The 19,048-nt window shown below is 75.0% G+C and carries 20 protein-coding genes; 8 read left to right on the top strand and 12 right to left on the bottom strand.

Translation table 11 applies throughout. The annotated features are described in order from the left end of the window. Both VF468_29575 and VF468_29570 read right to left on the bottom strand, forming a co-directional pair. On the bottom strand, nt 1-728 hold a 728-nt coding region (locus VF468_29575), incomplete at its 3' end, for a DUF1206 domain-containing protein (protein ID HEX5882437.1). A 77-nt stretch (nt 729-805) separates the two neighbouring features. After that, nucleotides 806-2,005 (bottom strand): YihY/virulence factor BrkB family protein, encoded by a 1,200-nt coding sequence (locus tag VF468_29570; protein ID HEX5882436.1) that lies wholly within the window; start codon nt 2,003-2,005, stop codon nt 806-808. A 143-nt stretch (nt 2,006-2,148) separates the two neighbouring features. On the opposite strand from VF468_29570, the gene VF468_29565 reads away from it, so the two are divergent. Next, entirely contained in the window at nt 2,149-3,261 is a 1,113-nt protein-coding gene (locus VF468_29565) for an ATP-dependent 6-phosphofructokinase (protein HEX5882435.1), read from the top strand. Here VF468_29565 and VF468_29560 read toward each other — a convergent pair. The 3 genes from VF468_29560 to VF468_29550 are packed head-to-tail and all read right to left on the bottom strand — an operon-like array spanning nt 3,239 to nt 5,433. Further along, nucleotides 3,239-4,063, bottom strand: a complete 825-nt coding sequence (locus VF468_29560; GenBank protein ID HEX5882434.1) for an ERCC4 domain-containing protein — start codon at nt 4,061-4,063, stop codon at nt 3,239-3,241. The genes VF468_29565 and VF468_29560 overlap by 23 nt on opposite strands. A gap of 30 nt (nt 4,064-4,093) precedes the next feature. Then, a complete protein-coding gene (locus tag VF468_29555; protein ID HEX5882433.1) occupies nt 4,094-5,095 on the bottom strand; it encodes an amidohydrolase family protein in 1,002 nt (333 codons plus the stop codon). Next, a complete protein-coding gene (locus VF468_29550) occupies nt 5,095-5,433 on the bottom strand; it encodes a metal-sulfur cluster assembly factor (GenBank protein HEX5882432.1) in 339 nt (112 codons plus the stop codon). The genes VF468_29555 and VF468_29550 overlap by 1 nt, the downstream gene beginning before the upstream one ends. A gap of 129 nt (nt 5,434-5,562) precedes the next feature. On the opposite strand from VF468_29550, the gene VF468_29545 reads away from it, so the two are divergent. The 3 genes from VF468_29545 to VF468_29535 all read left to right on the top strand — a co-directional run bounded on the left by VF468_29545 (nt 5,563) and on the right by VF468_29535 (nt 8,092). Beyond that, nucleotides 5,563-6,339 (top strand): tyrosine-protein phosphatase, encoded by a 777-nt coding sequence (locus VF468_29545; protein HEX5882431.1) that lies wholly within the window; start codon nt 5,563-5,565, stop codon nt 6,337-6,339. 77 nt (nt 6,340-6,416) lie between these two features. Beyond that, on the top strand, nt 6,417-7,181 hold the full coding sequence (locus VF468_29540) for a tyrosine-protein phosphatase (protein ID HEX5882430.1): 765 nt from the start codon (nt 6,417-6,419) through the stop codon (nt 7,179-7,181). Between the two features lie 197 nt (nt 7,182-7,378). Continuing rightward, nucleotides 7,379-8,092: a DUF4395 family protein gene (locus tag VF468_29535; protein HEX5882429.1), complete on the top strand. Its 714-nt coding sequence runs from the start codon at nt 7,379-7,381 to the stop codon at nt 8,090-8,092. A gap of 7 nt (nt 8,093-8,099) precedes the next feature. Here VF468_29535 and VF468_29530 read toward each other — a convergent pair whose 3' ends face one another. From VF468_29530 to VF468_29520, 3 genes are read right to left on the bottom strand one after another with little or no spacing between them, the layout of a single operon-like run. Next, on the bottom strand, nt 8,100-8,771 hold the full coding sequence (locus tag VF468_29530; protein ID HEX5882428.1) for a class I SAM-dependent methyltransferase: 672 nt from the start codon (nt 8,769-8,771) through the stop codon (nt 8,100-8,102). Between the two features lie 26 nt (nt 8,772-8,797). Further along, nucleotides 8,798-9,634 carry a methyltransferase domain-containing protein gene (locus VF468_29525; GenBank protein ID HEX5882427.1) on the bottom strand — a complete coding sequence of 279 codons (837 nt, stop codon included), beginning with the start codon at nt 9,632-9,634 and terminating at the stop codon, nt 8,798-8,800. Between the two features lie 46 nt (nt 9,635-9,680). Further along, nucleotides 9,681-9,887 (bottom strand): hypothetical protein, encoded by a 207-nt coding sequence (locus tag VF468_29520; protein HEX5882426.1) that lies wholly within the window; start codon nt 9,885-9,887, stop codon nt 9,681-9,683. 179 nt (nt 9,888-10,066) lie between these two features. Between VF468_29520 and VF468_29515 the strand changes: the two genes are divergently transcribed. After that, on the top strand, nt 10,067-10,222 hold the full coding sequence (locus VF468_29515; protein ID HEX5882425.1) for a hypothetical protein: 156 nt from the start codon (nt 10,067-10,069) through the stop codon (nt 10,220-10,222). A 4-nt stretch (nt 10,223-10,226) separates the two neighbouring features. Here the strand turns inward: VF468_29515 and VF468_29510 are convergent, their stop codons facing one another. Together VF468_29510 and VF468_29505 are read right to left on the bottom strand one after the other, a co-directional pair. Further along, entirely contained in the window at nt 10,227-13,277 is a 3,051-nt protein-coding gene (locus tag VF468_29510) for an AAA family ATPase (GenBank protein HEX5882424.1), read from the bottom strand. A gap of 99 nt (nt 13,278-13,376) precedes the next feature. After that, nucleotides 13,377-13,508 (bottom strand): hypothetical protein, encoded by a 132-nt coding sequence (locus tag VF468_29505; protein ID HEX5882423.1) that lies wholly within the window; start codon nt 13,506-13,508, stop codon nt 13,377-13,379. A gap of 192 nt (nt 13,509-13,700) precedes the next feature. Here VF468_29505 and VF468_29500 point away from each other — a divergent pair, with 192 nt between their 5' ends. Then, nucleotides 13,701-14,819, top strand: coding sequence for an acetamidase/formamidase family protein (locus tag VF468_29500; GenBank protein HEX5882422.1), 1,119 nt, complete (start codon nt 13,701-13,703; stop codon nt 14,817-14,819). On the opposite strand, the gene VF468_29495 is transcribed toward VF468_29500, so the two are convergent. Further along, nucleotides 14,816-16,639, bottom strand: a complete 1,824-nt coding sequence (locus VF468_29495) for a RelA/SpoT family protein (protein ID HEX5882421.1) — start codon at nt 16,637-16,639, stop codon at nt 14,816-14,818. The two genes, VF468_29500 and VF468_29495, sit on opposite strands and share 4 nt — an antisense overlap. 194 nt (nt 16,640-16,833) lie before the next feature. Next, nucleotides 16,834-18,042: an AMP-binding protein gene (locus VF468_29490; GenBank protein ID HEX5882420.1), complete on the bottom strand. Its 1,209-nt coding sequence runs from the start codon at nt 18,040-18,042 to the stop codon at nt 16,834-16,836. Nucleotides 18,043-18,104: 62 nt separating this feature from the next. Between VF468_29490 and menB the strand changes: the two genes are divergently transcribed. Then, a complete protein-coding gene (gene menB, locus VF468_29485; protein HEX5882419.1) occupies nt 18,105-18,917 on the top strand; it encodes a 1,4-dihydroxy-2-naphthoyl-CoA synthase in 813 nt (270 codons plus the stop codon). Nucleotides 18,918-18,930: 13 nt separating this feature from the next. Beyond that, nucleotides 18,931-19,048: 1,4-dihydroxy-2-naphthoate polyprenyltransferase (locus tag VF468_29480; protein HEX5882418.1), on the top strand; the 118-nt coding region annotated here is incomplete at its 3' end.

The following is a 19,048-nucleotide window of genomic DNA, read 5'->3' as shown; positions in this document are numbered from 1 at the left end:
AGGGTCTTGAGGGCGGTGTCCATGCCGGTGGCCTTCTTGGGGTCGTAGGTGACCGCCGCGTAGATCAGCAGGAACCCCAGGATCCCGTAGGCGACCCCGAGGGCCGGCCAGCCCACCTGCCCGAAGCGGATGGCGGCGTCGCGGGCGTGCGGCTCGGCGCCGGCCAGCTCCAGGTCGTCCACGAAGGTCTTGGCCACGCCCCGGTGGACCAGGTACACGGCGATGGCCACGATCCCCAGCCCGACGGCGGCGACCAGCAGCTCCCCCGCCGGCCAGTCGAAGACCTTGTCGATGAAGGCCGCCTTCTCCTGCTTGGAGTTGCCCTTCTTGCCCGAGGCGACCTTGAAGGAGCTGTAGGCCAGCGCCCCGGCGACCCCGGCCTCGCCCAGGCTGACCAGCCGCTGCAGGCTGCGCCGGCGGGCCGGGCGCCGGTAGCCGTGGCCCCAGATGGCCTCGGCCAGCTGCCAGATGGTCAGGGCGACCAGGCCGACGGTGAGCACCCAGAGGAAGAACCGGCCCGCCGGCTGCTCGGCGATCGTCTGCAGGGCGCCCGTCTTGTCGGCCTTGGCCCCGCCGCCCAGGGCGACCCGGACGGCCAGGTAGGCGACCAGCACGTGGACGACCCCGTAGGCGATCAGCCCGACCCGGCCGAGGGTCTTGACCGGTCCGCTCTCGGCCGCGCCCTTCGCCGTCCGCTCCGCCCGCTGTGCCTGCTGCCGTGCGCTCATCCGCCTACTCCCCGGTTGGCTCGCCTTGGTGGGCTACGGGGAGCATTCCCCGTTCGCCGGGAATCAAGCAGTTCGACCTAGGAACCGCCCGCCGGGGACTCGGCGACGTGGTCGGCGGCGTGCCCGCCGCGCTCCCCCATGGGCTGCTCCGGCCCCTTGGTCGTGTCCCGGGCCGTCTGCAGCTCCATCTCGGTGTTGAGCTCGGCCCCGACCAGCACGATCACCGCCGTCAGGTAGAGCCAGAACATCAGGATGATGACCCCGGCCAGGGCCCCGTAGGTCTTGTTGTAGTTGCCGAAGGAGTTGGCGTAGATCGAGAACCCGATCGAGGCCACGATCCACAGCACGGTCGCGACCCCCGAGCCCCAGGTCACCCAGGTCCACCTGGGCTCGTCGCGGTCGGGGGCGAACCGGTAGAGCGCGGCCAGGCCGACGATGAGGAGGGCCGCCAGCAGCAGGAAGCGCAGGATGGAGACCACCCACTGCACCACCACCGGCAGGTCGTTGGCGATCGGGGGGAAGCCGACGATCGTGGCCCCGGCCACCGCCAGCAGCCCCATCGCGCCCAGGGTCATCACGATGGCGCGCCCGCGCAGCTTGACGAACTTGCGGCTCTCGCTCTCGTCATAGGCCAGGTTGACCCCGGTGATCAGCGCCTTCATGCCGCTGGAGGCGCTCCACAGGGCGGTCAGGATCCCGATGACGGTGGCGACGCCGAGGGCGCCGCCGGCGCCGCTGGTGATCTGCTCGATCTGGTCGCCGACGAGCTTGGCCGTCTCGGGGGAGAGCCGCTGGGCCAGCCGGTCGATCTGGTCGCGGACGGTCTGGGGGTCGGCCACCAGCCCGTAGAGGGAGACGCCGGCGATGATGGCCGGGAACAGCGACAGCAGGATGTAGAAGGCGACCCCGGCCCCGAGCAGCGGGACCTGGTCCTGCTTGACCTCCTTGGCGGTCCGCTTGGCGATGTCCTTCCAGCCCTTGGGCGGGATCTGCTGGGGGGCGCCGGCCCGGCGGCCGGCGTCGTCGTCCTCCACCTCCCGCGGGTCGGTCTCGTGGCTGGCCCCGGGCCCGCCGCCGGCGGCCGCGCCCAGCCCGCCGGGGGCCTCGGGCCCGCCCCCGGCGGGCCCGCCGCCGCCCTGGCCGTCCCTGGCCTTGCCGGCGCCGGCGGTCTTGCGCCCGACCAGCACGGCGGTGGCGAGCATGCCGACCCGCATCGTCGACCTGGCCATCCTCCGGGTCAGCCCCGGTCGCTTCTTCTTGCCTGCCGCCTTGGCCACCGGCCCTCCCTTGAATCCTCGCGTGAACCGTTGCCGATCGTTGACACCGTCACCGGGCGCGGGGTTGCGCCGACGATGCCGCCACGCGCTACCCTGCCCCGACAGAGCGGTACTTACCCATCGGCAGTGGGGGTGTACCCGACATGGCAGCGCCAATCCGACGCATCGGGGTGCTCACCAGCGGTGGCGACGCACCAGGCCTGAACGCGGTCATCCGGGCCGTGGTCCGCTCGGCCGAGATCGACCACGGCTGGACGGTGTTCGGCATCGAGAACGGCTTCGAGGGGCTGATCGGCCGGCCCCGCACCCGCCCGCTCGACTCCTCGGCGGTCAGCGGGCTGCTGCTGCGGGGCGGGACCATCCTCGGCTCGACCAACAAGGGCCACTTCGCGACCATGCGCATCGACGGCGAGCTGGTCCGCGACCCGGCGCCCTACAAGGAGCTGGCCGCCAACACCAAGCGGCTCGGCATCGACGCCCTGATCGTGATCGGCGGCGAGGGCAGCCAGGGCATCGCCAGCGAGCTCGCCCGCTACGGGGTCCGGGCCGTCGGGGTGCCCAAGACGATCGACAACGACCTGTGGGGCTGCGACCGCACCTTCGGCTTCGACACCGCCCTGACCGTGGCCACCGAGGCCCTGGACCGGCTCCACACCACCGCGGCCAGCCACAACCGGGTGATGGTGCTGGAGGTGATGGGCCGCGACGCCGGCTGGATCGCGCTCCACTCCGGCCTGGGCGGCGGGGCCGACGCCATCCTCATCCCCGAGATCCCCTTCTCCGTCGAGGCGGTGGCCTCGGCGGTCCTGACCCGCGAGTACCGGGGCTCCAACTTCTCCATCGTGGTCTGCGCCGAGGGCGCGGTCGAGCGCGGCGGGGAGCAGCACTACCAGCAGTCGACCGGCACCCTGGGCGGCATCGGCGCCCACGTCGCCACCCACGTGGGCAAGGTCACCGGCAAGGACGCCCGGGTGGTGGTCCTCGGCCACCTGCAGCGCGGCGGCGTGCCGACCCCGTTCGACCGCATCCTGGCCACCCGCTTCGGCGCGGCCGCGGTGCGGCTGCTGGCCGAGGGCCGCTACGGCGAGGTCGTGGTCAGCCGGGAGGCGCAGATCACCACCGTGGCCATGACCGAGACCGCCGGGAAGGTCCGGACCGTCCCGCTCGACCACGAGATGATCCTGACCGCCCGGGCCATGGGCGTCGCCTTCGGCGACGAGGAGGAGCTCGACCTCACCCCCCAGCCCCTGGAGTGACCTCGGCCACGGCCGCCCCGAGGTAGCGGTAGGCCCATTCCTGGGCCAGCGGGCGGGTGTCGCAGAACACGATCGGGACGGCCGGGTAGCGGACGGCCAGCACGCCCAGCAGGTCGGCCACGAACCCGGGCTGGACGTGCTCCAGCTTGAACACCCCGGCGTAGCGGTCCTCGACCACGACCGCCGCCCTGGGCATCGCGGCCAGCTCGGCGAGCAGATAGCTCAGGCTGCCGTCGGCCAGCGACCCGGCCAGGTCGGCAAGGGTCTTGCGCTCCACCACCGCGGCCAGCCCCCCGCCGGGGGCCTCGACGGCGTAGTCGCCGGCCGGCAGGGCCCGCCGCTCGGTCGACACCGCCCGCTGGCGCCCGAACCGCCACGGGTAGCGCTCGCGCGTGTCGACCAGGATGGTCAGCTCCCGCAGGCCCCCGGCCCGGCGCCCCGGCACCCGCACCCCGGGCCGGGCCGCCCTGGCCGTCCGGGGCGACTGCCAGAAGATCACCTGCCGGCCCCGGACCCGGGTGAAGACGAGCTGGGAGCGGCGCTCGCGGGGCCGGTCCAGGACCAGGTCGATGGCGCCGCCGCGGCGCCGGCAGGAGCGGACCGGGACCCGCTCGACCAGCTCGGCCTCCTCCGGCCACCCACCGCCGGCCGGGTGGCAGTACACGGTCCCGGTCCGTGGCCACGACTCCCGGGCCTTGACCACGACGTCCCCGCCGGGCAGGGGCAGGCGGACCAGGTACGGCAGCCGCGACGCCGGGTCCGGGTTGCGGGCCACCTCGAACATGCGGGCAGGGCCGCTCATGCGGCGATTCTGCCACCCCGGCCCGACGGGTCAGCCGGCGCGCAGCCGGGCCCTCGTCTCCTCGACGTCCATGCCGTGGAGGCGCAGGAGGTTCTCGCCCAGGATCTTGCGCTTGGCCTGCTCGGTGAGCTGCGGATAGCCGTAGCCCTCGACCAGGTCCTGGGGGAGCTGGAAGTCCCAGAACGCCTCAAGGGCCCACTGGGGCTGCCAGATCGGCGTCTCGCTGCCGTAGATGATCTTGTCCTCGCCGCACCAGAACAGCAGCTTGCCCAGGACCTCGGCGAACTGCCGGGGCGCCCGGACGATGAAGTTGAGGGTGGCGGCGATCGACGCGTACAGGTTCGGGTGGCGGATGAGCTGCCAGCAGACCTCGTCGATGAACGGCAGCCCGACGTGGAAGATGACGAAGTTGATGTCGGGGAAGTTGGCCGCCGCCCCGTCCATGTCCCAGGTCTGGGTGGCCTCGATCGGCTGGGGGCCGAGGGGCACGCCCTTGTGGACCCCGATCAGGTTGACGCCGAGCTCCTGGGCCTTCTCGAACACCGGGAAGGCGACCTGGGGGTCGTCCATGCGCCAGGGGAACGGCCGGCCGTAGTCGTAGCGGACGTTGTAGAACTTGAACGCCTTGGCCCCGAACTCGCCGACCTGGCGCTCCATCAGGTCGAGGGCGCGGCGGCCCTCCAGCGGGTTGACCGAGCCCCAGAACACCGTCCGGTCGGGCCGGCGGCTGGCCAGCTCGGCGCACTCCTCCCAGGGCGAGAGGCCGTCGCGGAACAGGTCGGTCAGGGGCAGCGGCATGGCGCACAGCAGGTCGGTGGAGCTCTGGCGGTAGACCATCTCGTCGATCTCGTCGACGGTCCACTGGCGCAGGAAGTCGTCGGACGCCATCACCGGCTGCCCCTCGGGGGTCAGGGTGGCGTGGAAGGCGTACAGGTGGTTGATGAACATCTCCCCGGGGGGGCCGAGGGCGTTCTTCTTGTCGAAGTTGAAGACGTGCGCCACGCCGTCGAACACGATCGCGTCGTTGCCGATCACGGGCCGACCTCCTTGGGGTTGGGCAGGAAGCGCAGCGTGCGCCGGGCCTTGTCGGACAGCCGGTCGGTGGTCCACGGCTCGTCCCAGACGACCTCGACCGTCGAGCCGGCCATCCCGGGCAGGGCGGCCACCCGTTCGGTGATCTGGCCGACCAGGTTGGCCGCGAACGGGCACCAGCCGGTGGTCAGCAGCAGCTCGACCCGTGCCTGGTCGCCGTCCAGGTCGACCTTCCGGACCAGGCCCATGTCGACCACCGACAGGCCCTTCTCCTGGCAGCAGGGGTCGTAGACGGAGGCCAGCGCCTCCATCACGGCCGCGGTGCGTTGCTCGCCCATCTCCACCTCGCGGACCTCGGCGTCCTGGCCCCTCCAACCTTGGTCCGCTCCATCCGGCCCGTCAACCGGTAGGTCGCATACCACCGCGACGGTAGGCTGGCCGCTGGAGCTCCGTGACCGGGAGGGACCGTGACGATCGAGCAGCGTGAGTGGACCCGGCAGCTGGCCTGGGAGGGGTGCGTGAACGCCCGCGAGCTGGGCGGGTATCCGGCGGCGGACGGGCGCGAGACCCGCTGGGGGGCGGTGGTGCGCTCCGACAGCCCGGCCGCGCTGACCGCGGCCGGCCGGGCCGCCCTGGCCGGCTACGGCGTCCGGGCCATCGTCGACCTGCGGCTGCCGGCCGAGCTGGCCGACCACCCCAACCCGTTCGCCGAGCCGGGCGACCACGGGATCGCCTACACCAACGTGTCCTTCATCGACCCGGCGTTCGCGCCCCCCGACGCCGTCACCACCCTCGCCGAGGACTACCTGCAGATGCTCGACCGCTACCGCCACGCCGTCGCCGAGGCGATCACGGCCGTCGCCCGGGCCCCCGAGGGCGTCGTGCTGGTCCACTGCGCGGCCGGCAAGGACCGGACCGGCCTGGTCGCAGGCCTGCTGCTCGCCCTGGTGGGGGTGCCCGCGGAGACGGTCGCCGCCGACTACGCCATGACCGGCGAGGCGCTCCGCCCCCAGCTCGAGGCCTGGCTGGAGAGCGACCCGGACGAGCGGGCCGAGCGCGAGGCCCTGCTGGCCCGCTACGCCCCCACCGCCGAGGTCATGCTCGAGGTCCTCGACCAGCTGACGACCCGCTACGGCGGGGTCGAGCCCTACCTCCTGGAGGCCGGCGTCTCCCGGGACGACCTGGGCCGCCTCCGCGACCGCCTGCTCGCCCCCGCCCCGCGGGGCGATCGGCCTGGGTCGTAGGCGAGCAGCCGCCTGTTCCGCCGGAGCGTCACCGGGCGTCGGTAGGCTGGACGGCGGACGCTGCGAACGGAGGGGACGTGTCGATCGAGCAACGCGAGTGGACCCGGCTGCTGGCCTGGGAGGGATGCCTGAACGCCCGTGATCTGGGTGGCTACGCGACCGCGGACGGGCGGGAGACCCGCTGGGGGGCGGTGGTGCGCTCCGACAGCCCGGCCGCGCTGACCGCGGCCGGCCGGGCCGCCCTGGCCGACTACGGGGTGCGGGCCATCGTCGACCTGCGGCTGGCCGACGAGATCGCCCGCGACCCCAACCCGTTCGCCGAGCCCGGCGACCACGGCATCACCTACCGCAACGTGTCGTTCATCGACCCGGCGGCCGGGTTCCCGCCCGACACCTACACGCTGGCCGAGAACTACCTGTGGATGCTGGACAAGTTCGGCGGCTTCGTGGCCGAGGTGATGGCCGCCGTCGCCGGCGCCCCCGATGGCGGGGTCCTGATCCACTGCGCCGCCGGCAAGGACCGGACCGGGCTGATCTCGGCCCTGCTGCTCGGCCTCGTCCGCGTCCCCGACGACACGATCGCCGCCGACTACGCCATGACCGCCGAGCTGCTCCGACCCCGGGACGAGGAGTGGCTGGAGAACGGCCCCGGCGAGCGGGCCGAGCGCGAGGCCATGCTGGCCCGGTTCGCCCCCACGGCCGAGGTCATGACCGAGGTGCTGGCCCGGCTGGCCGAGCGCCACGGCGGGGCCGAGGGCTACCTGGGGCAGGCGGGCCTGGCACCGGCCGACCTGGACCGGCTGCGCGACCGGCTGCTCGTCCCCGCCGACAGGAGCGGTTGACAGCGACCGGCGGGTCCGGCACCGTGCCAGCTGTGGAAGGACCTCGGCTGACCAGGAACCGCGCCCTCGACCATGGGCGCGTGGTGTCCTGCGCCTGTCGCCGGGCCCGCCGGTCGTCGCGCGCCAGGATGGCCGCGACCCGCTGACCGGCCGGGCCTCGCCCCCCGCTCCTCGCGCACCCCCAGGATGGTCCAGCGATGCCTTCCACCACCCTCCGTCCCCGCCCGACCGCCGACCCGTATGCCGACACCGACGTGGTCGACGCCCGCGCCCCCCGGTTCCTCCAGGCGACCGTCGGCGCCGGCGCCGTCGGTGCCCTGCTGACCGGCTGGTGGTGGCTGTACGGCCTGCTCGCCCTCCAGCTGGTCGCCGGCCTGGTCCTGGGGCGGCGCTGGTGCCTGCCCTGCGTTGCCTACTTCGCGTTCGTCCAGCCGCGGGTGGGCGAGGGCCGGGTCGAGGACGCCCGGCCGCCCCGCTTCGCCAACAAGATCGGGGCGACCGTGCTCGGCCTCGCCTTCGCCGCCCACCTGACCGGGCTGGACGGGGCCGGGACGGCGCTCGGGGCCGTGGTCGCGGTCCTGGCCCTGCTGGCCGCCACCACCGGCCTGTGCGTCGGCTGCGAGCTGTACAGGCTGGCGGCGCGGCTGCGCGGGGTCCGGCCCGGCGCCGTCGGCGCCCTCGACCTGGCCGCGGTCGGCGCCGCCCCCGGGCGGGCGGCCGTGGTCCAGTTCACCCACCCGCTGTGCAGCGACTGCCATGAGCTGGAGGAGCGCCTGGCCGCCGGGCCCCAGCCGCTGCACACCGTCGACGTGTCGCGCCGGCCCGACCTGGCCCGCCGCTACCACGTGGCCGTGGTCCCGGCCGCCTTCCGGGTCGCCGGCGACGGGACCGTGCTGGAGCGCCTCGCCTGAGCCTGGCCTAGCCGGTGGGCCGCACCAGCAGGTGCAGGTAGCCGTAGCCGTCCCCGGCGGTCCAGCCCTCGGCGACCACGGCCAGCATGCCCTCCTCCAGCCAGTAGCCGACCTGCTCCCGCGACGGGTAGAAGTGGTAGCCGTCGCGGGACTCCTCGCCCCGGACCACCGGCAGGCCCCGGGCGGTGGCGTCGGCGAACTCCGCGTCCAGCTCCTCGTCGTCGACCTGCTCCACGGTCAGGTACAGGTGCCCGCCGGGGGCCACGGCCCGGCGCAGGTTGCCCAGCACCCGGGGCCAGTCCTCGGGCGGGATGTTCTCCATGGCGTCGATGCACATGACGGCGTCGAACTCGCCGTCGAAGGCCAGCTCCTGGAGGCCGACCCGCTCCAGCGGCACCGCCGGGTAGCGGGCCCTGGCCCTGGCCAGCATCCCGGTCGACTGGTCGGTGCCGACGACCCGGCGGCCGGCGTCCAGGACCATGCCGAAGTACTTGCCGGTGCCGCAGGCCGCGTCCAGCACGGTCCCGCCCGGCGGGACCCGCTCGAGCAGGTCGGTCACGAAGCGGCGGTGCTCGGGGCCGATCTCCCCGTACTGCTCGTCGTAGGTGAAGGCGTGGATGGCGTCGTGCCGCTCCTCGGCCGTCTGCCGCCGCTCCCGCAGCCAGGCTCGCCGGTCCACCGTTGGCTCCTCTCTCGCGCTCATGGTCAGGATGCCGATCCGGGCCAGGACAGGGTGGTCACCCGGCGCGGCTGGCCGCTCACCCAGACCCCGTCGACCTGGTGGGTGCCCTGCTCCAGCAGGGCCTCGGCCACCTCGGGGTCGCGCCCCGCGGGCAGGCACAGCCGCCGGCGGGTGAAGGCGACCAGCTCGTCGAAGTCGTCGAAGCCGAACCGGTCCTGGTTCTCCCAGTCCCGGCGGTCCACGTCCAGGCCGAGCTCGGCCAGGGCGGCGACGGCGTCGCCGGCGCCCGGCCCCTCCGGCCGCTCCAGGTCGTGGAAGCGCCGCCACAGCGGGGCCAGGCCGGCCAGCGGGTGCCGGTCGGTCAGCTCGGCCACCACCCGGCGGCGGGCGTGGCCGGTCAGGGCGGCGGCGAACGGCGCCAGGTCGGCCACGTTGTAGAGGACGTGGTGGCAGACGACCACGTCGGCCGGCCCGACCCGGCCGGCCACCTCCGGCCAGCGGCCCTCGACCCCCTCGGCGGGCACCCCGGCGGCCTCGGCGGCGGCCAGGAACGACGCCACCATCTCCGGCGACTCGTCCACCGCCACCAGCCGCCCGGCCTCCCCGGCCAGGGGCAGGCTGGCCGCGCCCCCGCCGGCGCCGACGTCAAGGACGCTGCCGCCCGGCGGCAGGTGCCGGGCCGCCTCCAGGTTCGACGGGGTGCCCGGCCGCGACCCGGCCCGGTGGGCCCGTGACCGGAACAGCCCCACCGGAAACCCCCACGGCGACTCGGGCGCCGCGGCCAGGATCTCCGCAGGGATGGCCCAGCCCTCCAGCTGCTCCCGCCACCGGGCCAGCGCGCCCGTCTCCCGCCCGTCCATGGGCGGCAGGCTACCCGCACCCGGCCGCGCTGACCGCCCTGCGCCGCTAGTTCCAGCGGGTCGAGGGGTGCGCGACCCTGGCCGAGCGGGCCGGGCTGACCAGCCAGGCGGTCAGCAGCGTCCGGGCGTGCCCGTGCAGGCAGAACACCTTGACGTGCTCGGCCGGGCCGTCGGTGGACGGCCACACCCAGCGCGACACGACCTCGGCGGCGACGTCGCAACCCGGCTCGGGGCAGGCGACGATCTGGTTCATGACGCTTCCTTCCAAACGGGCCGGGCAGACGGTGCTGGCCCGACCCCGGCAGTGTGGCTCCGGCGGCGCCTCCCGTCCGTACCCGCCGTCACGGCCCGCCGGTGACGTTCGGCACACGCGGGCGACCAGTGGGAATCGGCCGCCGCCCGGCCGGGTTCCCCCGTCGGAGGCGATGCCAGATGGGTACATTCGTGAAGCTGTTCGTGGCCGTCGCCGTCCTGCTGCTCGTGCTCGGCCTGGCCCTGACCGGCTGCCGCAAGGGCGAGGGCGGCGGCGGTGGCGGGACCTACGGCTACCTGCCGGCGCCGACCCGGGCGGCCGGCGCGGCCCAGTAGGGCGTCACGGTCCCGGGGGGCCGGCCAGCAGGCCGAGGCGGTGGGCGACCGCGGCCGCCTCGACGCGGCTGGCCACACCCAGCTTGGCCAGGATGTTGGAGACGTGGACGCTGGCCGTCTTGGCGCTGATGAACAGGGCGTCGGCGACCTGGCGGTTGCTGCGGCCCTCGGCCACCAGGGCCAGCACCTCGAGCTCGCGGGCGGTCAGGCCGAGCGCGGCCCCGTCGGGGGTCGCCGGCGCCGCCGGCCCGCCGCCGTCGTCGTCCGTGCCGTCGGGCCCGCCGCCGGGGCCGTTCCGGGGCAGGTCGACCCGGGCCAGCCGGGCCAGCCGCTCCAGCTCCCGGTGGAGCGGCCTGGCCCCAAGGGCCACGGCCGTGGCGTGCCCCTGCCGGAGCAGGTCGGCGGCCAGGTTGCGGTCGCCGCGCCGGGCCAGCAGGGCCTCGGCGGCCCGCCAGCGGGCCGCGGCCAGCGGGTAGGGGTAGCCGGCCGCCTCCCAGCCGGCCACCACGGCCAGCCAGCCGTCGGGGTCGAGGTCGCCCTGGGCCCGGGCCCACTCGGCCTCGCAGGTGGCCAGCAGGGCCCGCTGCCAGGCCAGCTCCGACCCGCCCAGGGTGCCCCGGGCCCAGCGGATCAGCCCCTCGGCGACCAGGCGGGCGTCGGCCACGGTGTCGTGGTCGTGGCGGGCCGCGGCCAGCTCGGCCCGGTCGCCCTCGACCCGCAGCCCGAGGGCGAGCAGGACGCAGGCCCGCAGGTTCTGCAGCGGCCCCTGGAGGGCGGCCAGCCCCCCGGCCACGGCCGCCGCCGCCGCCTCCAGCCGGCCCTGCCAGACCGCCACCTCGGCCTCGGCCGCGGCCAGCACCGGCGGGTACTGCACGGCGATGAACATGTCCCCGCTGAGCCGCGCGACCGCGTGGACGTGGGCAAGGGCGGCCTCGTCGTCGCCCCGGCCGGCGTCCAGCAAGGCCCGGGACTGGCGCAGCGTGACCGTGTTGAGGTTCTCGTCGTCGCCCGGCTCCAGGTAGTCGTCGGTCAGCTCGGCCACCTCGTCCCAGCGGCCCAGGTTGTAGAGGGACGCGGCGGCGTTGCCGGCCAGGAAGGCCCCGAAGGTGCGCCGCAGGCCGGCCGCCCGCGCCACCTCCATCCCGTCGCTGGCCACGGCCACCGCCTCCTCCGGCCGGCCCAGGTCATCGAGCAGGTCGGACAGGTTGACGCAGGCCCGGGCCTCGTCCTTGGCCGCCCCCAGCTCGGCCGACCGGCGGCGGGACTCCTCCAGGTAGGCCAGGCCACGCCCGGGCTCCCCGAGGCGGGCGATGGCCGTGCCGAGGCTGTTCATGGCGTGGGCCTCGACCACCGGCGCCCCGACCGTCCTGGCCACCGCGATCGCCTCGGTGCAGACGTCGGCCGCCTCGGCGAACCGGGCCCGGAGCATCAGCGCCTGCCCGAGGCCGGCCAGGACCCGGGCCCGGGCCGCCGACGGCTCCGGCGGGACCAGGCGGACCGCCTCCTGGTAGGCCTCGAACGCCCCCGGCCGGCCGGCGATGCGCAGGTGGAAGGCCAGGCGTTCGAGGAGCTGGGCGGCCAGCAGCGGGTCGGTGGCCTTGTCGACCTCGGCCAGGGCGCCGCGGACCAGGGCCACGGCCCGGTCGGCGGCGCCGGCGTTGGAGGCCGCCTCCGCCGCCCGGGCCAGCAGCTCCGCCTTGTCCAGCCCGCCAGGGCGCTGCGTCGCCGTGGCGCACCGGTCCCACAGCTCCAGGGCCCGCTCGAACTGGGTCTGGGCCTCGGCGAAGGCGTAGGCGCGCTCGGCCGCCTTGCCGGCCTCGACCGCCGCCGGCAGGGCCCGGTCCAGGTCGTGGGCGGCGTACCAGTGCCAGGCCAGCTCGGCGGCCAGCCCGGGGTCTCCCCCACCGTCCCGGGTGGCCAGGGCGGCCGCGAACCGGGCATGCAGGCGGGTCCGCTCCCCCGGCAGCAGCTCGGCGTAGACCGCCTCCTTGACCAGCGCGTGGCGGAAGCCGTAGGCGCCGTCGCCGGCGTCGACCAGCAGCACCTGGGCCGAGACGGCCTCGCGCAGGCCGGCCAGCAGCGCCGCCTCGTCGATGGCGGCCACCTCGGCCAGCAGCTCGTGCTCGACCCGGCCCCCGGCGGCCGCGGCCACGGCCAGCACCTGCTGGGCCGGCTCGCCGAGCAGCTCGATACGGGCCAGCAGGGTGTCGCGGAGGCTGGGGGGCAGCTCGCCGTCGGCGGCGGCCGTGGCCGCCAGCTCCTCGACGAAGAAGGCGTTGCCGCCGGAGCGGGCGTGGATCCGCTCGGCCAGCCCGGCCGGCGGCGGCGCCCCCTGGATCCCGGCCAGCTGGGCGGCCACCTCGGCCGGGCCGAACCGGGCCAGCTCCAGCCGCTCGACCCGCCGGCCGCGGTCCAGCTCGGCCAGGAACGGCCGCAGGGGATGGCGGCGGTGCAGCTCGTCGCTGCGATAGGTCAGCACCAGCAGCAGGCGGCCGTGGCGCAGGTTGCGGACGAGGAAGGCGAGCAGGTCGCGGGTGGAGCGGTCGGCCCAGTGCAGGTCCTCCACGACCAGCACGGCCGGCAGGTCGGCGCTCAGGCGCTCCAGCAGGCCGAGCAGCTGCTCGAACAGCCGGCCCTGGTCCGTCCAGGGGCCCGGGGTCGTGGTCAGCCGGTCGGGCTCCAGCCGGCTGTCGGCTCCCGGCGGGTCCAGCTCGGGCAGGAGGCGGGCCAGCTCGGCCCTGGCCTGATCGGAGAGCAGCCGGGCCAGCTCCGGCTCGTCCAGGTCACGCACGTACCCCCGCAGGGCCTCGATCAGCGGGGCGAACGGCACCCCCTCGCCGCCGAGCTCGACGCAGCCGCCGACCAGCACGGTCGCCCCGGCCCGGCGGGCGGCGGCGACGACCTCGCCGACCAGCCGGGTCTTGCCCACCCCGGCCTCGCCGCCGATCAGCACCGCCGCCGGGGTCCCCGCGGCGGCCCGGTCGGTGGCCTCGGCCAGCCGGGCCAGCTCCTCGGTCCGGCCGACGAAGGTGGGGCTGGTGAGCGTCGCGGTCATGCCCCCGAGTATGGCCCGGCCGGCCGACGAAGCGAACGAGCCGGCGGGTTCGCCGGCTCGTCGCTGTCGCTCGCGCGTGACCACGGGCATGGGTGCCTCCTAGCGGCTCCGGCGGGACGAGCGGGCGCTCTTGCGGCGGGCCTTGGCCAGCCGGGCCTGCCGGGCGTCGCGGCGGAGGACTTCGACGTGGTCGCGGGCGATCGCGTCGTGGAAGATGTGGTGCTGCTGCATCGTTGGCCTCCTGGTCGGTTCCGCTCTCTCGATCGTCACGGTATGGCTAAGACCCCCCGCCCCGGATCGGACGGTTGCCTTAGGTTCCCGGCCCCCCTACCTCATCTTGGGGAGGGGGCTGCTTAGGAGGTGGACTTTGGACCCGGCAAGGCAAGTATCGTTGTGCCCCCGTCGGACCTGGAGGTGGTGACCATGGCGACGCACGAGATCCGCGTCGACTACGGCAAGACGCTCCTGGAGGAGCCCGAGACCGGGCACAACCGCTGGCATCCGGACATCCCGCCGGTGGTCACCTGCGACCCCGGCGACGAGGTGGTGCTGGAGACCCGCGACGCCTTCGACGGCCAGATGGGGCCGGAGGCGACCCTGGAGACGGTGGCCGGGCCCAACCTGAACGTGGTCCACCCCCTGACCGGCCCGGTGTACGTCAACGGGGCCGAGGCCGGCGACCTGCTCGAGGTCGAGATCCTCGACGTCGAGCCCGACCGCTACGGCTACACCGTGCAGGTGCCCGGCTTCGGGTTCCTGCGCGACCAGTTCCCCGACCCGTACATGGCCCGCTGGCGGATCGAGGGCGGCTGGGCGACCTCCGACGACCTGCCGGGGCTGCGCATCCCCGGCTCCCCGTTCATGGGCACCATCGGCCTTTCCCCCGACCGGGCCCTGCTGGAGCGGACCACCGCCCGCGAGCAGGCCGCCCTCGACCGGGGCGGGTTCGTGCTCCCCCCCGACCCCACCGACGCCGTCCCCTCGGACCCTGCCATCGCCGCCGAGGCCCTGCGCACCATCCCGCCCCGGGAGACGGCCGGCAACGTCGACATCAAGCAGCTCGGCAAGGGGACCAGGCTCTACATCCCGGTGTACGCCGACGGGGGCCTGTTCTCGGCCGGCGACGCCCACTTCGCCCAGGGCGACTGCGAGACGTGCGGCACGGCCATCGAGATGCGCTCGACCCTGACCGTCCGCTTCGCCCTCCACAAGGGCCGGGCCGCCGCCCGCGGCATCCAGGACCTCCAGTTCGCCCGCGACGACTACTACCTGCCGCCCGAGTACGCCGCCCCCCGCCGGTTCTTCGCCACCACCGGCCTGTCGGTCACCCGCGACGGCGAGAGCCGCCCCGAGGACCTCACCCTGGCCGCCCGCAACGCCCTGCTCAACATGATCGACCACCTCCAGGACCACGGCGGCTGGACCCGCCAGCAGGCCTACGCCATCTGCAGCGTCGCCGTCGACCTCAAGGTCTCGGAGGTGGTGGACGTGCCCAGCTTCGTCGTCTCGGCGTTCCTGCCCCTGGACATCTTCCAGGGCTAGCGCTCGGCGTTGCCCTGCGGCTGGTCGCCGAGGACGGTGACCAGCCACTGGGCGACCGACTGGGCCGAGAGCTGCTCCTGGCCGACGGCGCGGTACATGGCCTCCAGGTCGGCGTAGTCGAGCATGGCCAGGGAGCCGTCCTCCATGGCCCGCTGGAGCGACCAGCCCTGGTCGGCCAGGACCCGGTCGATCGCCTGCTGGCCGGCGTCGACGGCGTCGTCGCGGCGCTGGGAGGCCAGCCACTGGCGGATCTTGACGTGGGCCTGGGGGCTCTTGACGAAGCCGAGCCACTCCTTGGACGGGCCCGGGTACTCGGCCGTCGAGGTGAGGATCTCGACCACGTCCCCGTCGGCCAGGACGCTGGCCAGGGGGACGAGCTGGCCGTTGACGCTGGCGCCGATGCAGTGGTGGCCCAGCTCGGTCCGGAGCGCGTAGGCCATATCGACCGGGGTGGCGCCGGCCGGCAGGGTGAGGGCGTCGCCCTTGGGGGTGAACACCAGCACCTCGTTGTCGGACAGGTCGGAGCGGAGCGACTCCAGGAACTCGCCCGGGTCGGACACGGCCCGCTGCCAGTCCAGCAGCCGGTGCAGCCAGACCAGGTCGTCGGCGCCGCCGGTGGAGTCGCCCTGGCCGTTGGCCCGGCGGCCGCGGGCGGCCTCGCGGGCGGCCGCGACCACCCCGTACTCGGCCGTGCGGTGCATGGCCTCGGTGCGGATGTGGACCTCCACCGGCTCCTCGCCGGGGCCGATCACGGTGGTGTGCAGCGACTGGTAGCCGTTGAGCTTGGGGGCGGCGATGAAGTCCTTGAAGCGGCCGGGCACCGGGTGCCAGCGCCCGTGCACCGCCCCCAGGGCGATGTAGCAGTCGCTGGGCCCGCCGGCGACCACGACCAGGATCCGGTCGGGGTCGTGGATCTCGCGGCTGCCCCGCTCCAGCATCGTCTGGTAGATCGAGTAGTAGTGCCGCGGGTGGGGGGTGACCAGGGCCTTGATCTTGGCCGCGCGCAGGTCGGCCGCGACCTGGCGGACCAGCATGGCCACGTGCTCGCGGCGTCCCGGGTCGCGGCTGTCGACCACCCGCACGATCTCGTCGTGCTCGGCCGGGTCAAGGGTCGCGAAGGCCAGGTCCTCCAGGTCGCGGCGGATCACCTGGAGCCCGAGCCGGTTGGCCAGCGGGGCCAGCACCTCCAGGGTCGCCCGGGCCGTGCGCTGCTGCTTGTGGGCGGGCTGGAACCGGAGGGTGCGCATGTTGTGGAGCCGGTCGGCCAGCTTGATGATCAGCACCCGCAGGTCCAGGGCCATGGCCACGATCATCTTGCGGATGGTCTCGGCCTCGGCGGCGTGGCCGAACTCCATCTTGTCCAGCTTGGTCACCCCGTCGACCAGGTGGGTGACCTCGTCGCCGAAGTCGGCCCGGGTCTGCTCAAGGGTGTAGCCGGTGTCCTCGACGGTGTCGTGGAGCAGGGCCGCGACCAGCGTGGTGGTGTCCATGCCGAGCTCGGCCAGGATGGTCGCCACCGCCACCGGGTGGGTGATGTACGGGTCGCCGCTGGTCCGCTGCTGGCCCCGGTGCTCCCGCTCGGCGACCTCGTAGGCCTGGTGCAGCAGGCGCACGTCGGCCTTGGGGTACATTCGCTGGTGGGCCGCGACCAGCGCCTCCAGCGGCGTCTCGGCGCCCTGGCCGTGGCTGAAGGGGTGCATCGAGCGGGCGGCGAGGGCGCGCACGCGGCGGCCGAGCGGCCGCTGCGACGAGGGCGGCGGCGTCGGCCGTGTCTCGGGCACCGGGGTGCCGGGCACGGCGCGGTCGACCTCGAAGCCCACTCGGCACCTCACTGTCCAGGTCACCTAGCACCTGCAATTGCAGGCCTCTGAATCCTATGGTAACCGGGCCCGGCAAACCGTGACCCTGCGATCCACTCGTTCCCCTCGTATCACCCATGTGGGCGAATCCTCGTCGCACGGTACGACCGGCTGGAGGAGCTGGAGCGGCTGCTGTGGCGGCGGGTCTGGGGCGGCTACGGAAGGTCGCGCCCGGGGCCAGCGTCCGCGTGGGCTTCGCCGTCGGGGAGGAGCCGGCGCAGGAGCTTGCCTGAGGGGCTGCGGGGCAGGGCCGGGACGAGGACGAGGTCGCGGGGGGCCTTGGCCGCGGCCAGCCGCTCCCGGGCGAAGGCGCGCAGCTCGGCCAGGGTGGGCGGGCTGGCCGGGTCGCGGGGGACCACGAACGCGGTCACCCGCTGCCCCCACTCCGGGTCGGGCCGGCCGGCCACGGCGGCCTCGGCGACGCCCGGGTGGGCGGCCAGGACCGCCTCGACCTCGTCCGGGTGGACGTTGACCCCGCCGCTGACGACCAGGTCGTCGGCCCGGCCGAGGACGGTCAGCCGGCCGCCGGGCCCGAGCCGGCCCAGGTCGCCGGTGCGCAGCCAGCCGCCGCCGAGCGCGGCCGCGGTCCGTGCCGGGTCGCCCCGGTAGCGCCGGAACAGCATCGGCCCCCGCACCAGGACCTCGCCCTCGGGCTCGGGGTCGGTGGTCACCTCGGCGCCGTCCAGGGGGTGACCGTCGTGGACCATGCCGCCGAAGGTCTCGGTGAGGCCGTAGGTGCGGACCACGGCGACCCCGCGGTCGGCGGCGCCGGCGGCCAGGGCGGCGGGGATGGGGCCGCCCCCGAGCAGGACCCGGCGGAAGCGGGCGGCCTCGTCGCCGGCGGCCAGCAGCCGGCCCAGCATGGCCGGGACCAGCGAGACCAGGGTCGCCCGGCCGGCGGCGGCCCGCACCGCGGCCGGGTCGAAGCGCTCGTGGACCTCGACCGGCGCGCCCGTGTGCCAGGCCCTGGCCACCACGGCCAGCCCGGCCACCCCGTGCAGGGGCAGGCAGCACAGCCAGCGGTCGCCCGGCCCGGCCCCCAGGGCGGCCGAGGTGGCCAGGGCCGACCAGCGGACGGCGTCGGCGCCCAGCTCGACCACCTTGGGGGCGCCGCTGGTGCCGGAGGTGGCCACCACCGCGGCCAGGCCGGCCTCGGCCGGCTCCCCCTCGGGCAGCCGGGTGCGCCCGTCCGTGTCCAGCAGGTGGGTGGGGCGGGCCGCGGCCAGGATGCCCTTCAGCTCGGGCGCCGGGGCGTCCGGGTCGAGGGGCAGGACCGCCTCGCCGGCCTCCCAGGCGGCCACGATCGCCCGGGCGGCGGCCGGCCGGGGCAGGGCGACGGCGACCAGGGCAACAGAGGACGACATGGGCCGGTAGGCTAGCAGGGCCGTCGCCACCGAACCGCGATGTCCGAGGAGCTGATACGCCCGTGGAGTGGCAGCACCAGGGCAGCTGGACCGACATCGGCTACGAGACCGCGGAGGGGATCGCCAAGATCACCATCCGCCGGCCGGAGGTCCGCAACGCCTTCCGTCCCAAGACCCTGTTCGAGCTCCAGGACGCCTTCGAGCTCGCCCGCGACGACCCGTCGATCGGGGTGATCGTCCTCACCGGCGAGGGCCCGGACGCCTTCTGCTCCGGCGGCGACCAGCGCATCCGCGGCGACGACGGCTACGTCGACGAGCGCGGCATCGGCCGCCTCAACGTGCTCGACCTCCAGATCCAGATCCGGCGGCTGCCCAAGCCGGTGATCGCCATGGTGGCCGGCTACGCCATCGGCGGCGGCCACGTGCTCCACCTGGTCTGCGACCTGACCATCGCCGCCGACAACGCCCGCTTCGGCCAGACCGGGCCGCGGGTCGGGTCCTTCGACGGCGGCTACGGCATGGGCATGCTGGCCCGCACCGTCGGGCGCAAGAAGGCGGCCGAGGTCTGGCTGCTCTGCCGCCAGTACGACGCGGCCCAGGCCCTGGAGATGGGCCTGGTCAACACCGTCGTCCCCCTGGCCGACCTGGAGCGGGTCACGGTCGAGTGGTGCCGCCGCATCCTGGAGCACAGCCCGCTGGCCCTGCGGCTGCTCAAGGCCGGGCTCAACGCCGACACCGACGGCCTGGCCGGGGTCCAGCAGCTGGCCGGCGACGCCACCCTCCTCTACTACATGACCTCCGAGGCCCAGGAGGGCCGCAACGCCTTCCGCGAGAAGCGCCGGCCGGACTTCGGCAAGTTCCCCAAGCGGCCCTAGGAGCGCCGGCCCGATGAACGTCTGGGTGCTCGGGGCGCGGCCGAGGACGCTGGTCGCGGCCGTGTGCCCGGTCCTGGTGGGGACGGCCGCGGCCGCCTCGGAGGGACCGGTGGTGGCCTGGCGGGCGCTGG

The sequence above is a fragment of the Actinomycetota bacterium genome (assembly GCA_036280995.1).
Lineage (GTDB): Bacteria > Actinomycetota > CALGFH01 > CALGFH01 > CALGFH01 > CALGFH01.
This window is presented reverse-complemented; position numbering and strand designations above follow the sequence as displayed.